At 66.9% G+C, this 13,620-nt stretch carries 13 protein-coding genes; 10 read left to right on the forward strand and 3 right to left on the reverse strand.

The window, feature by feature from the left end:
• The first annotated feature begins 7 nt into the window (after positions 1-7).
• The 3 genes from QFZ57_RS13755 to QFZ57_RS13765 are packed head-to-tail and all read left to right on the forward strand — an operon-like array spanning position 8 to position 3,111.
• The gene (locus QFZ57_RS13755; protein ID WP_306900623.1) at positions 8-1,360 is read left to right on the forward strand and encodes an extracellular solute-binding protein; all 1,353 of its coding nucleotides are present in this window, start codon (positions 8-10) and stop codon (positions 1,358-1,360) included.
• A 3-nt stretch (positions 1,361-1,363) separates the two neighbouring features.
• Positions 1,364-2,245 carry a carbohydrate ABC transporter permease gene (locus QFZ57_RS13760; RefSeq protein WP_306900624.1) on the forward strand — a complete coding sequence of 294 codons (882 nt, stop codon included), beginning with the start codon at positions 1,364-1,366 and terminating at the stop codon, positions 2,243-2,245.
• Complete coding sequence (locus tag QFZ57_RS13765) at positions 2,242-3,111, forward strand: carbohydrate ABC transporter permease (protein WP_373461249.1); 870 nt, start codon at positions 2,242-2,244, stop codon at positions 3,109-3,111. Before QFZ57_RS13760 ends, QFZ57_RS13765 begins: the two co-directional genes overlap by 4 nt.
• On the opposite strand, the gene QFZ57_RS13770 is transcribed toward QFZ57_RS13765, so the two are convergent.
• Complete coding sequence (locus tag QFZ57_RS13770; RefSeq protein ID WP_306632517.1) at positions 3,108-3,341, reverse strand: hypothetical protein; 234 nt, start codon at positions 3,339-3,341, stop codon at positions 3,108-3,110. The genes QFZ57_RS13765 and QFZ57_RS13770 overlap by 4 nt on opposite strands.
• A gap of 110 nt (positions 3,342-3,451) precedes the next feature.
• Between QFZ57_RS13770 and QFZ57_RS13775 the strand changes: the two genes are divergently transcribed.
• From QFZ57_RS13775 to metE, 7 genes are all read left to right on the forward strand, one after another.
• Entirely contained in the window at positions 3,452-4,459 is a 1,008-nt protein-coding gene (locus tag QFZ57_RS13775; protein ID WP_306900625.1) for an AAA family ATPase, read from the forward strand.
• 5 nt (positions 4,460-4,464) lie between these two features.
• Positions 4,465-5,367, forward strand: coding sequence for a DUF58 domain-containing protein (locus QFZ57_RS13780; RefSeq protein WP_306900627.1), 903 nt, complete (start codon positions 4,465-4,467; stop codon positions 5,365-5,367).
• The gene (locus tag QFZ57_RS13785; RefSeq protein ID WP_306900628.1) at positions 5,357-5,836 is read left to right on the forward strand and encodes a hypothetical protein; all 480 of its coding nucleotides are present in this window, start codon (positions 5,357-5,359) and stop codon (positions 5,834-5,836) included. The genes QFZ57_RS13780 and QFZ57_RS13785 overlap by 11 nt, the downstream gene beginning before the upstream one ends.
• Positions 5,836-7,806: a vWA domain-containing protein gene (locus QFZ57_RS13790; protein ID WP_306901582.1), complete on the forward strand. Its 1,971-nt coding sequence runs from the start codon at positions 5,836-5,838 to the stop codon at positions 7,804-7,806. Before QFZ57_RS13785 ends, QFZ57_RS13790 begins: the two co-directional genes overlap by 1 nt.
• Positions 7,803-8,522: a hypothetical protein gene (locus QFZ57_RS13795; RefSeq protein WP_306900630.1), complete on the forward strand. Its 720-nt coding sequence runs from the start codon at positions 7,803-7,805 to the stop codon at positions 8,520-8,522. The genes QFZ57_RS13790 and QFZ57_RS13795 overlap by 4 nt, the downstream gene beginning before the upstream one ends.
• A 332-nt stretch (positions 8,523-8,854) precedes the next feature.
• Positions 8,855-9,820 carry a methylenetetrahydrofolate reductase gene (locus tag QFZ57_RS13800; protein ID WP_306630935.1) on the forward strand — a complete coding sequence of 322 codons (966 nt, stop codon included), beginning with the start codon at positions 8,855-8,857 and terminating at the stop codon, positions 9,818-9,820.
• An 82-nt stretch (positions 9,821-9,902) separates the two neighbouring features.
• Positions 9,903-12,233: a 5-methyltetrahydropteroyltriglutamate--homocysteine S-methyltransferase gene (gene metE, locus QFZ57_RS13805; protein WP_306900632.1), complete on the forward strand. Its 2,331-nt coding sequence runs from the start codon at positions 9,903-9,905 to the stop codon at positions 12,231-12,233.
• 85 nt (positions 12,234-12,318) lie between these two features.
• Here metE and QFZ57_RS13810 read toward each other — a convergent pair whose 3' ends face one another.
• Both QFZ57_RS13810 and QFZ57_RS13815 read right to left on the reverse strand, forming a co-directional pair.
• Entirely contained in the window at positions 12,319-13,035 is a 717-nt protein-coding gene (locus tag QFZ57_RS13810) for a DUF4386 family protein (protein WP_306900634.1), read from the reverse strand.
• A 72-nt stretch (positions 13,036-13,107) separates the two neighbouring features.
• Positions 13,108-13,614, reverse strand: coding sequence for a DUF2004 domain-containing protein (locus QFZ57_RS13815; RefSeq protein ID WP_306630938.1), 507 nt, complete (start codon positions 13,612-13,614; stop codon positions 13,108-13,110).
• Between the last annotated feature and the right edge of the window lie 6 nt (positions 13,615-13,620).

A 13,620-nucleotide genomic window follows, 5' to 3' on the forward strand; every position in this document is an offset into this window, starting at 1 on the left:
CCGCGGCATGCTTCGCCGGGCATCCAAGACAGTGTCCCTGGTGGCCGCCGCGGTCCTTGCCCTCGCGGCCTGCACCCCCGGGAATCCGGCCGACGGAAACAGGACCATCAAGGTGGCCTACCAGAAGACAGATTCGTTCACAGCCCTGGACACCATGTTCCAGGACGCGAAGAAGGAGTTTGAAACCGCGAACCAGGGCGTCACGATCGAACTGCAGCCCATCCAGGCCAACGACGACGACTACGGTACCAAGCTGGCCCTGGCCCTGCGGTCGCCGTCCACTGCTCCGGACGTCTTCTACGAGGACACCTTCAAGGTCCGCTCCGACGTGGACGCCGGGTACCTCCTCAACCTGGACAGCCGCCTGAAGGGGTGGGGGGACTGGGAGAAGTTCGACGACGGCGCCAAGGAAGCAGGAAAAGCGGACGACGGCGGCACGTACGCGGTGCCGCTGGGCACCGACACGAGGGCCATCTGGTACAACAAGAAAGTCTTTGAGGCCGCCGGCGTTGGACTGCCATGGCAGCCGTCCAGCTGGCAGGACATCCTGGACACCGCCAGGAAGATCAAAGCCTCCAGCCCGGACGTGATCCCCTTCAACATGTATGCCGGCAAGGGCACCGGTGAAGGAACCGTCATGCAGGGCTTTTACGAACTCCTGTACGGAACCGGATCAGGCCTCTATGACCCGGAATCCAAAAAGTGGGTTGTTGGCTCGGCCGGCTTCAAGGACTCGCTGGCCTTCCTCCAAACGCTCTACAAGGAAAAACTCGCAGTGGCACCCGCCGAGGCGCTGGACCCGAACATCTGGAAGAAGGTGTTCGGCGAATGGTTCCCGAAAGCAAAACTCGGGGCAACCGTGGAAGGCTCCTACGCGCCGTCGTTCTGGCAGGACGGCGGAAGCTACGCATGGCCCGGCTACGGGCAGGAGATGGGCGTGGCCCCGTTCCCCACGCAGAACGGCGGGGCCCCGGGCGCCGTCAGCATGTCCGGCGGGTGGACCCTGGCCGTCGGCGCGGAAACCAAGCAGCCCGACCTTGCCTTCAATTTCCTCACCACCGCGCTCAACGCGAAGAACTCGCTGGCATTCACAGTGGCCAGCTCACAGATCGCCGTCCGTGCCGACGTCGCCGCGGACCCCGGCTACCAGTCCGCCAACCCGTTTATGAAGGACGTGTCCGGCCTGGTCGCCGTCACCAAATTCCGGCCCGCCACCTCCGACTATCCGCGGATCTCCGCAGCCGTCCAGGAGGCCACCGAGGCCGTGATCACCGGCAGCCGGACGCCTGAGCAGGCCGCGGCCGACTATGACACGGCCGTGGCCGGCATTGTGGGCGGCGACAAAACCATCCGGAAGTAAGCTGTGCCCGCCCACCACCGCAGGCGGCAGGTGTTCCGCTACCTGCCGGTCCTGCCCGCCGTCCTGCTGCTGCTCGTGTTCCTTGCCGGCCCCGTGCTGTGGGCCTTCCACGCCTCGCTCACCAACGCCGGTTTGACCGGCCGCCATGCGAGGAATCCCGAGTGGGTGGGGCTGGAAAACTACCAGCGGCTGCTGCAGGACCCCGTCTTCCCGCTCTCGCTGGCCCTGACGGTCCTGTTCGTGGCAGGCTCTGCCGTCCTGGGCCAGAACGTGCTGGGACTGGCCCTGGCGGTACTCATGCGCCGGGCACGTCCGGTGGTCTCGGCAACTGTTGGCACCGCCGTCGTGGCCGCGTGGGTCCTGCCGGAAATCGTGGCCGCCTTCGCCGCCTACGCCTTTTTCAGCCGCGACGGCACGCTCAACCAGCTGCTGGGCCGGTTCGGGGCGGCGGAAACCGACTGGCTCTATGCCGTGCCCATGGCGGCCGTGATCCTGGCGAACGTGTGGCGGGGGACCGCCTTTTCCATGCTGGTGTACCGGGCCGCGCTGAACGGCGTCCCGGCAGAGCTGACCGAGGCTGCGCACGTGGACGGTGCCGGTGCCTGGCAGCGGCTGGCGTTCATCACGCTGCCGGTGATCCGGGGCAGCATCGCCACCAACCTGATGCTGGTCACGCTGCAGACACTGGCTGTGTTCACCCTGATCTGGGTCATGACCGCCGGGGGACCCGCCAACGGCAGCACCACGTTGCCTGTCCTGGCCTATCAGGAAGCCTTTAAGTTCGGCGACATCGGCTATGGCACCGCCGTCGCCTCGGTCCTCATCCTGATCGGCGCCCTTTTCGGGGCAGCCTATCTCCGCCTCCTCAGGGAGCAGAAGCCGTGACCGTCCCGAAACAGGCCGGACGGCCCCGCCGCCGCGACCCGCGCACCACCCGCACACCGGGCGGCACGTGGGCGGACCTGGTCCTGTTGCTGATAGGTGCCTGCTTCCTGCTGCCACTGCTGTGGCTGGTCCTGGCTTCCCTGGATCCGGCCGCCGGACACGCTGCCAAGGTTCCGCAACAGCCGGGCCTGGACAACTTTGCTGCCGTCCTCACCCCGGAACTGCTGTTTCGCCCCCTCTGGAACAGCCTGCTGCTGTCCGCCGGGACCGGCATGGTGACACTGGCGGCGGCCGTGCTTGCCGCGTACCCGCTCTCCCGCTACCGGTCCCGCTTCAACACCCCGTTCATGTACGGCATCCTGTTCGGTACCTGCCTTCCCGTCACCGCCATCATGGTGCCGGTCTACGGACTGTTCGTGCAGCTCCAGCTGCTGGACTCCCTGCCCGCCACGGTTCTTTTTCTGGCCGCCACCAGCCTGCCCATGGCCATCTGGATGACCAGGAACTTCATGGACGACGTGCCGGTGGCCGTAGAGGAGGCGGCCTGGGTGGACGGCGCCTCCAGGCTGGCCGCCCTGAGTTCCATCGTGCTTCCGCTCATGCGTCCGGGCCTGGGGGTGGTGTTCATCTTTGTGTTCATCCAGGCCTGGGGGAACTTCTTCGTTCCGTTCGTGCTCCTGCTGTCTGAGGGCAAACAGCCGGCAGCGGTATCGATCTTCAGCTTTTTCGGCCAGCACGGGGCAGTGGCGTACGGACAGCTGGCCGCCTTCTCGATCCTTTATTCGATCCCGGTCCTGGCCCTTTACGTCATCGTGGCACGGGGCTCCGGGAACTCGCTGGCCCTCGCCGGCGCAGTCAGGGGTTAATCGATATCCTCAAGCACTACGCCGAAGGGCAGGGTGTCGTCGAGGTGGGCCTGGTGACCGGTGGAACCGGGGTTGTAGACGACCCGGACGCCGTGCAGCTTCTCCGCCGCAGACTGCATCAGGATCGGTCTGACCGTATCGATGAACATCTGGCTCTTGTCGGCGAGATATTCCTTGTAACTGGCTGGAAGCTCGATCATGGCAAAAGGATAGACCTGCAGGCCGCGCATGGGGAGGGGTGCCCATTGCCGGGCTCCGGGCGGCGGGCTTGGATAGGATGGCGGGCGGGACACGGCCGGCCCGGTCCGCGCGCCCATCACCGTCATCAGGGGGAAGATCAGTGCTTTCGACCAGCATGCCCGCAAGAATCCAGCCTGCGGAGCTGGCCAGGGCGCAGCAGGTGGCCGCCAACATCTCACGCAGTTTCGACTCCAAGGTGGTGGGGCAGTCACGGCTGCGCGAATCGTTGCTGGTGGGGCTGCTGACCGGCGGGCACATCCTGCTGGAGAGCGTCCCGGGACTTGCCAAAACCACTGCCGCGCAAACGCTGGCGGAAGCGGTCAGCGCCGAGTTCCGCCGGATCCAGTGCACCCCTGACCTGTTGCCCAGCGACATTGTGGGCACCCAGATCTACGATGCCGCCAAGGGAACTTTCCGCACCCAGCTTGGCCCCGTGCACGCCAACATCGTGCTGCTGGATGAAATCAACCGCTCCAGCGCCAAGACCCAGAGTGCCATGCTTGAAGCCATGCAGGAACGCCAGACGTCCATTGGCGGCCAGGACTACCGCCTGCCCTCGCCGTTCCTGGTCCTGGCCACCCAGAACCCCATCGAGCAGGAGGGCACCTACCTGCTGCCCGAAGCCCAAATGGACCGCTTCATGCTCAAGGACGTACTGGACTACCCCAGCCCCGCTGAAGAGGCCCAGATCATCGCCCGGATCGACGCCGGCGTCTTTACCCCGGAACAGAAGCCGGCGGCGGCCGCCTCGTTGGATGCCATCAGGGAAATCCAGGAACTGACCAGGCGCATCTATATCGACCCTGCGCTGATCAACTACATCGTGGGGCTGGTTTACGTCACCCGCCACGCCTCCCAGTACATTGACGCCCGGCTCGCCGGGTTCATCGAGTTCGGCGCCAGCCCCCGCGCAAGCATCGCCTTCAGCCAGGCCGCCCGCGCCGTGGCATTGTTGAGCGGCCGGGACCATGTCATCCCGGAGGACATCAGATCGCTGGCCCACCGGGTGCTGCGGCACCGGCTGATCCTGAACTTTGACGCGGTGGCCGAGCAGGTCCCGGTGGAATCGGTGATCGACGCCGTCGTCGCCGCCGTCCAGACTCCCTGAACCCCATGGCCGGCCTCCTCCAGCGTGTGAAGTCGAAGATGGCCATCTTCGCGCACCGCAAAGCCCGCGGCATGCTCGACGGCGAATACGGCTCCGTGTTCAGGGGCCGAAGCCTGGACTTCGACGACCTGCGCGCCTACGTGCCCGGTGACGAGGTCCGTGACATCGACTGGAAGGCATCCGCACGCCACGGCTCACCCCTGATCAAACGCTACGTCGCCGTCCGCCGGCAGACTGTCCTCCTCGTCACCGACACCGGACGCAACATGGCGGCGGAGGCGCGGTCGGGGGAAGTCAAGAAGGACATCGCGGTGCTTGCCCTGGGGGTCCTGGGCTACCTGGCCCACCGGCACGGCGACCTGGTGGGGCTGGTGTGCGGCGATTCGGCGGCGACGCGTTCCCTGCCGGCAAAGGGCGGCGAGGCCCACCTGGAACGGCTGCTGAAGCACGTGGACTCCCATGCGAACCTTGAAGCGGCAGCCAGCAGGATCCAGGACCAGCTCCACCATGTGGCGCGCAACGTGAAGGGACGCCACCTGCTTTTCGTCGTCGCGGACGAAATTGCCGCGGACGCTGCCACCGGCCAGCTGCTGCGCAGGCTCCGCGCCCAGCACGAGATCCTCTGGCTGACCGTCAGGGACGCAGAACTGGCACCATCCCGCCAGGCCGGGACGGATCCCATCGCCCGCGGTGATTCTTTCAGCGTGGCCGACTCCACCTTCCTTGCCTGGCAGCCGGCAACGTCCGCCGCGGTGCAAGCCGCCTACACGAAAGCCACCGCTGAGCGCGACGCGGCCCGCAAGGCCATGCTCCGCGGGGCCGGGATCACGGAAGGGGAAGTGGCGGGCAGCGCGGACGTCATCACGGGTCTCTTCGCCCTCCTGGAGAGGCACCGGCGTGCAGGCTGATCCCGGATTCTACGGCCCGCTGCAGTACAGCCCCGTCTGGATGTGGTCCGGCGCAGCGCTGCTGGTCCTGGTGGCAGGATGGTACGCGGTCGTGCTTGCCACCACCCGCGCGTCCAACCGGCCCGGACCTGACAGGTCCGGTCCGGGCCGGTCCGCCCTGACCGATCTGCCGGCGCTCAAGGCCGCCTACCTGCAGCGCATCAACGACGTGGACCGGGCAGCGGCGGACGGCAATCTCGAGGCACGGGTGGCACACCAGCAAATCAGCCTCCTGCTGCGCCAGTTCGTCCGCGACGCAACGGGCGTGGATGCCACCAGGATGACCCACCAGGACCTGGTGCGGCACCCGCTCCCGGCTGCGGCCGGCGTCGTGAAAGCCCTCTACCCTGCTGAGTTCGGCCCCGGCCCGTTGCCCTCCGTGTCTGCATCCGCAGCGAAAGCCTCGGCGGCGGTGCGCGCGTGGAGCTGATGTTCGGGTGGCTGCTGGTGCTGGCGGCGGCCGCAGCGGCACTTGCGGCGTGGGTTGGGCTGCGCAGCAACGGGCGGGACCACGGACGACGACGGCACGTGGCCCATGGGGACAGGCTCACTGCGCTGCCGGAATACCAGGCAGCAGTCCGCCGGCACCGGCGGCGGCTGGTCCTGGCCGGAACCGCCTGTGCCGTGCTGCTGGCTTCCACGGCTGTTGCCGCAGCACGCCCCGTTGACGTGTCCACCATCCGTCCTGAGCAGCACAACCGCGACATCATGCTCTGCCTGGACGCGTCCGGATCCATGAGCAGCGCCGATGCGGCAGTGGTGGACGTCTTTGCCGGCCTGGCCCGGAAGTTTGACGGTGAGCGGATCGGCCTGACCATCTTCGACAGCAGCGCCGTCCAGGTCTTTCCGCTGACCGACGACTACGCCTACGCCCAGGAGCAGCTCCAACTCGCGAAAGACGCGTTTGACGGCAAACCTGGCAGCTCCGGATTCCTCGACGGCACGTGGAGCGGCAGGGGCTCGTCGCTGATCGGGGATGGGCTGGCGTCCTGCCTCAACAGCTTCCCCAACCAAGCCGGCAAGGCCACAGGCAGGGAAAGCAGCGAAACCGGCAAGGGCAGCGCAGCCCAGCGCTCGCGGTCGGTGGTGCTGGCCACGGACAACTTCCTTTCCGGCGAGCCGATCATGACCCTGGACCAGGCCGCGCGGCTTGCCACGGAGCGGTCCGTCCACGTCCACGCCCTGAACCCGGGCGATCTGGATTACGGTTCCGGTCCTGACCAGCCCGGCGCCCAATTGCGTGCTGCCGCGGAGTCCACGGGGGGCAAGTACTACGCCCTGGACAACCCTGATGCGGTGGCCGGCATTGTCACGGCCGTTGAGCGGACCGAGACGGCTGCCATGCAGGGGGCGCCCCGGGCTGTGTTCTCGGAGGTCCCTGGCCTGCCGCTGGGTGTCGCGGTGCTTTCTGCGCTGGTGCTGTGCGCCGTGCTTTGGCGGCTGCAGCCCACCGGCGTCCGCAGCAGGGCATGGTTGCGGCGCGGGGCCGTTGTCCTGCTGGTCCTCGTGGCGGCCTTGCGGCCCGGCCTGCCCGGCGGATCGGTCCGGGCTGCCACCACGGACCTCAACGTGTTCTTCGTGGTGGATACCACTACCAGCATGGTGGCCGAGGACTACGGCAGCGGCACCCCACGGCTGGAGGGCGTCCGGAAAGACATCATGGCCATCGCCGAACAGTTGCCCGGCGCACGCTTTTCGCTCATCACGTTCGACACAACCGCGCATGTCCGCATGCCGCTCAGCACGGATACCCTGGCCCTGGAAACCATTACGGATGTCCTCGAACCACAGGTGACGGCCTACGCCAAAGGCAGCAGCATCACCGCGGCCAGGCGGGTGCTCTCCGAGCGGCTGGCCGCTGCCCGCGACAGCCAGCCCGGCAGGCCCCGCCTGGTGTACTACCTGGGGGACGGCGAGCAGACCAGTGGCAGGGAGCCGGAGGCCATGAACCTCGACGGCGGCCTGGTGGGCGGGGGAGCGGTCCTTGGCTACGGCACGCCCGGGGGCGGCCGGATGAAGGAAAACACGGGCCAGGAAGACACCGTCCAGGAAGACACCGGCCAAGGGAACAACGGTGGCACCTATGTACAGGACAACCGGTCCGGCAGCAGCGGGGACGCCCTGTCCGTCATCGACGAGGGGCAGCTGCGGAACATCGCCGGCCAGCTTGGTGTGCCCTACGTCCACCGCGCCGCCGGCGATCCGGTGGCGGATATGATGCAGCAGACGCACCCCGCCAAAGTGGAACGGGCGGATGAAGACGCTTCGCTGGCGGCCGGAACCGAGCTGTACTGGATCTTCGCGGCCGGCGCTTTCCTGCTGGCCCTGCCGGAAGCGGCGCGCATCATCCGGCAGCTTCACGGACTGCCGCCCACCCGCCGAAAGGAAGGGGCCCGGTGAACGCCAGGACCCAAAGGCGCCGCCTGCTGCTGTGGTCGGCCGTGCCGGTACTCCTGGCGCTGTGCCTTGCCGCCAAACTCCTGAGCCTCGGCGTCCTTGCCGACCATGCCGCCGCCGGCTTCGCGGCTGGAAACGCGGCCGCTGTGGACGCCGCGGCCGGGGGACTCGGCGCAGTCAACGTGCTGGAACCGCACAAGGCACTATTCGCCGCCGGTGACGCGGCGGTGCTTGCAGGTGATTACGGAACTGCCCGGACCCTGTTCGAACAGGCATTGGGCATGGTCCCTGCCGGCTCCGCAGACGAATGCCTGGTCCGGGTGAACCTTGTCCTGGTGCTGGAACGCCTGGGTGACCAGCGGCTCCAGGCCGGGGACGCGGCGTCGGCCATTCCCCTCTTCAAGGACGCCCTGGCAACCGCCGGGCAGGCACCGGAAGGATGCCTGTCCCCGGATGCGGAAGCCGGAGCCGGCGGCCGGCTGGCGGAGGCCCGGGAACGGCTGGACGGCAAACTTGGCGCCGCCGGTCAGCCTGCAGCCCCCACCCCTGCGCCGGGGGAGCAATCACCCCAGGACGACGGGCAAGGCGATCCGCAGCAGGGCCAACTGGACCAGCTCCAGGATAATTCGCGGCAGGCGCAGCGGGAGCGGAACAGCGGGCGGGAGCGGGGAGAATACCTGGACAGCAGCAATGGGACGGCGCCGGACCGGCCCTGGTAGAAAGCCGCCACGGGCGAAGAAAATTCTGCTGCGGAAAGAAACAGCCCGTAAAAGTGCGTCTTAATTCGGCGCGGACTTGTACCGGCACCGCGGCGCCCCTAGAGTCTTAAACAAGTTACCGCGGTAACGTGTCAGCGATCCTCCGTTCCGGAGGGTGTGGGTGCCCCCATGTGGGCCTGACATTTGCTCACGGACTACTTCATTCAAGGCGTAACAGTCGCGGCTGCGTCCGGCGTGAAGTCCCTCCGTGTTCCCAAACTCAAATTCATTGCCGGCTTTCCTGCCCTGTTTCAGCGACGGGAGACCCCAATGGCCCAAAGCCAAGGACGCAAATGTCACCACCAAGCCTCATTGACGCACATCCAAACCTTTCCGACACCGCACCGGTGGCACTTTCCTACGAGCTGTTTCCGCCGCGTTCACCCGCGGCAGCGGAGACACTCTGGACCACCATCCGGGAGTTGGAAGCCACTGAACCGGACTACGTCTCCGTCACGTACGGCGCCAGCGGATCCAACCGGGACACCGCCGTCGAACTCATCAACCGGCTCCTGCTCGAGACCACGCTGCGGCCGCTGGCCCACCTCACCTGCGTGGGCAACACCCCGCAGGAACTTGCCGCCATCGTCGGCGAACTCCTGGACACGGGGGTGCGGGGCATCCTTGCCCTGCGCGGGGACCTCCCCAAGGAAGCCAGCGCTCCGGCTACGGGCTCACTCCGGTACGCCCAGGACCTGATCGAACTCATCCGCCGGGTGGAGCAGCGCCGGTCGGCGTTGCTTTGCGCCGGAAAGATCGCAGTGGGCGTGGCGGCGTACCCAACCCGGCATCCCGAGTCACCCAGCGAGGAGCACGACGTCGAGGTGCTGCTGGCGAAGCAGCGTTCCGGCGCCGACTTTGCCATCACCCAGGTGTTCTTCGAAACCAGGCAGTATGCGGACCTGCTCACCCGGGCCCGCCGCGCCGGCGTGACCATCCCGATCATTCCCGGCGTCATGCCCCTGACCAGCCTCCGCCGGCTCAACCGGCTGGGCGAGCTGACGGGAGTTGAACCGGCCCCGCAACTGATGGCACGCCTGGCCGCGGCCGACTCTGACGCCGAACGGCTCCGCATTGGGGTCGACGCCACCGTTGACCTGGCCAATGCCGCCCTTGATGCGGGTGCTCCCGGCATCCATATCTACACCTTCAACGAGCACCAGAGCGCGTTGGAAGTGCTGGACAAGCTGGCCCTTCCCCGGCGCAGCCGTCCCGGCATGCGCAGGGACTCCATTGCCCGCAGCCAGCTCGCCAGCTGACCGGCACGCGGCAACCGCACAGCTTCGCCCGCGGCTGTAAATCCGGGCCCCTCAACACAGCTTCAACCAAAGGAACTTTGCCATGCCTGAAAACACCACCCCCTTTCCCTCCGCCTCCCTCCTCGGCTACCCCCGCATCGGCCGCCGCCGCGAGCTCAAGAAGGCCGTTGAGGCGTACTGGGCCGGCAGGATCGACGCTGCCGCCCTGGACGCCGCAGCCAAGGAGATCCAGCTGGCCACGGCCAGGCGGCTGCAGGAACTCGGGCTGACCGAGGCCGCCGCAGTGCCGGGCACCTTCTCCTACTACGACCAGGTCCTGGACGCCACCGCCCACCTGGGCGCCGTGCCCACCAGATTCGGCAACCTCCTCAACGCCAAGGGACAGCTGGACATCGACGGCTACTTCACCCTGGCCCGCGGCAACAAGGAACAGCAGCCGCTGGAAATGACCAAGTGGTTCGACACCAACTACCACTACCTGGTACCGGAAATCGGCCCGGAAACAAAGTTCACCCTGGCTTCCACCGCCAAGGTTGACGAGTTCGCCTTCGCCCTGGACAACGGCATCGAGACCCGCCCCTACATCGTCGGTCCGGTCACGTACCTGCTCCTGTCCAAGGCCTCCGACGACGCACCGGCCGGGTTCTCCCCGCTGTCCCGCCTCGAGGACATCCTGCCCGTTTACGTGGAGCTGCTCGGGAAACTTGCGGCCGCCGGCGCCAGTTGGGTCCAGCTTGACGAGCCCGCCCTGGTGGTTGACCAGGACATCCCGGCGGCCCAAATCGAAGCGGCCGTGGCCCGCGCCTACGAGGTCCTTACCGCTGCGGCCAACCGCCCGCAGATCCTCGTCTCCACCCCGTACGGTTCACTCGACGGCCAGCTGGGCACTCTCGCCGCCACCAGCATCGACGCCCTCCACATTGACGTTTTCAAGGGCGCCGTTCCCTCCGCCGCCGCACTGGCGGGCCTGGGCGAAAAGACCCTTGTGGCAGGCGTCGTTGACGGCCACAACATCTGGCGCAACGACCTCGCTGCCTCCGCCGCCAAGCTGGACGCCCTGAAGGCAGCGGCCGGCAAGGTTGCCGTCTCCACATCCACCTCCACCCAGCACGTCCCGCATGACGTCAGGGAGGAAACCCAGCTGTCCGCGGAGCTCCGCAGCTGGCTGGCGTTCTCGGACCAGAAGGCCGTCGAGGTCAGGACGCTTGCGTCCTACTTGGCTGATCCCGCATCCGCAGAGGCAGCCATCGGCGAAGCCACCGCAGTGATCGCTTCGCGGGCCACCGCAGAGGGCGTCCGCCGGGAAGACGTCCGCGCCCGCACCGGAGTACTGACGGCCGCCGACTTCAGCCGTTCCGAATACGCGGTCCGTGAAGCCGCCCAGAAAGAGGCCCTGCACCTTCCGCCGCTGCCCACCACCACCATCGGTTCCTTCCCGCAGACGTCCGAAATCCGTTCTGCCCGCGCACGCAACAACAAGGGTGAGCTGACCGACGAGCAGTACGGGCAGCTCATGAGGGATGAGATCAAGCGCGTCGTGGACCTGCAGGAAGAGCTGGGCTACGACGTCCTGGTGCACGGCGAGCCGGAGCGCAACGACATGGTGCAGTACTTCGCCGAGAACCTGGAAGGCTTCGACGTCACGGTGCACGGCTGGGTCCAGTCCTACGGCTCCCGCTGCACGCGACCGTCCATCCTGTGGGGGGACGTCACCCGCAGCGCACCCATCACGGTCCAGTGGGCAGAGTATGCACAGTCGCTGACCAGCAAGCCGATGAAGGGCATGCTCACCGGTCCGGTCACCATCCTCGCCTGGTCCTTCGTCCGCGATGACCAGCCGCTGGGCGAGACCGCCAACCAGGTGGGCCTGGCCCTGCGCGACGAGATCGCCGACCTCGAAGCCGCCGGCATCAAGGTCATCCAGGTGGACGAGCCCGCCCTGCGCGAACTGCTCCCGCTGCGCAAGGCAGACCAGGCGGATTACCTGAAGTGGTCCGTTGACTCCTTCCGCCTGGCCACCGCCGGTGCCGCCGACGCCACGCAGATCCACACCCACCTCTGCTACTCGGAGTTCGGCGTGATTATCGACGCGATCGACGGCCTGGACGCTGACGTCACTTCCATCGAGGCCGCCCGCTCCCGCATGGAGGTTGTCCACGACCTCGAGTCCCACGGCTTCGGCCGCGGCGTAGGCCCGGGCGTCTACGACATCCACTCACCGCGCGTTCCCGGCGAGCAGGAAGTCACCGAGCTGCTCTCCACCGCCGTCAAGCACGTCCCGTCCCGCCAGCTCTGGGTCAACCCGGACTGCGGGCTGAAGACCCGCGGTTACGCCGAGACCGAGGAGTCGCTGCGCAACCTGGTCAAGGCCACCCAGGCGGTCCGCGCGAATCTGCTGGCCGCTGCCAACTAAAGCGAAATACGACCAAGAGAGCCCGCAGAGAGCCCAGGGTCCGGTGCGCTCAGCGCGCCGGGCCCTGGGAAGCGGGCGAACGCGGTCACATAACGTGACCGGCCGGAATCGCCTTCTTCATCCGCCACGCGCTGACAGCCAGCCAAACGGACGAGACGGTGATTGCCACGATGCCCACCAGCGTGGGCACGGAATTGGCTTGCGAAAAGCCGGATTCCCCGATGATCCAGCCCTGCACCACGTAGGCCAGCCCGGAGAGCGCCATGAGGTAGCCGACAGCCCGGGAGACGCGGTGCGTTGCGGCTATAACAACTCCCAAAAGCACCAACGCGGCACCCAGCAGGATGCTTTGGTAGCTGCGCATGCCCCACTCCAGCCAGCGGATGCCTTCTGCTGTGGCAAAACGGGCCGCCCTTTCCGGCTCGGGGGCAGCTGCCCAAGCGTTCGCCGCCTGTTTCAGCGCCACCCCGTCCACTGCCTGCAGGGCCGCATAAAGCGCAACTGCCGCAGCGGCGGAAAGAGCACCAAACCGTGCGGTCCACGCCATCGCCTGGCGCTGCACCCCGAATGCGGTGCCCAGGGAAACCAGTCCGGCGCCCACCAACGCCATGCCAACGAACTGGCCCAGGTGCACTGCTGTCCAGATCCCGCTGTTGGCGTAGGCGGTGAACGACGCCACGTGGTCGTTCGCATCGTGGGACTCCGCATGCAGCAGGCCGGCGAGGATCGAGACCACTATGCCGGCAAGGAGCAGGGATGAGCCCAGCCGCCAGGTTCCAGGCCTGTCATCAACCGTTTCCATGGCCGCCACCATCTCTAGTACCCGATCCTGAACACCTGATCCTTAGCGCCGGGCCTTACTGAAGCCCCGGCTTCAGGACTCCCAGACGATTTCGTCGTCAACCACGCCGTCCTCGTCCGCGGAGGCCACCAGGACTTCGTCCGTGAAGTGCTCGCCCAGCGTGAAGTCCAGGACGAAGTAGCGCTCCGGCTGGCCGGGGTAGATGCCTACGTGGCCAAGCTTCAGGGCTTTGAGGAAGACCTCGTTGGTGAGCTGGCTTCGGTGCTCGACGCCGAACACCTTGCGCAGGTGCTCGTCCTTAAGGGCGTTGCAGTGGAAGTGCAGGTATTCCTGCGGACTGGTGCCTTCCTGCTCGAGCTCCTCGGCGATCATGTCGCGGACTTCATCCACCAGTTCGGGGAGGAAGCGAAGCCGGTACTCGACTTTGCGGAGCGCGGCTTCATCGAAGTGGTCGTGGGCGTTGATGTTCAGGTCGAGCTCCAGCGGGTGGCCGCGCAGCTCATGCTTGGCGGCGAAGAGATGATCCATGCCGTGGTTGAGCTCGATCTCCCCAAAGTGCTGGCTCGCTACCTTGTTCATAATCTC

It is taken from the genome of Arthrobacter sp. B1I2 (genome assembly GCF_030816485.1).
Taxonomy (GTDB): domain Bacteria; phylum Actinomycetota; class Actinomycetes; order Actinomycetales; family Micrococcaceae; genus Arthrobacter.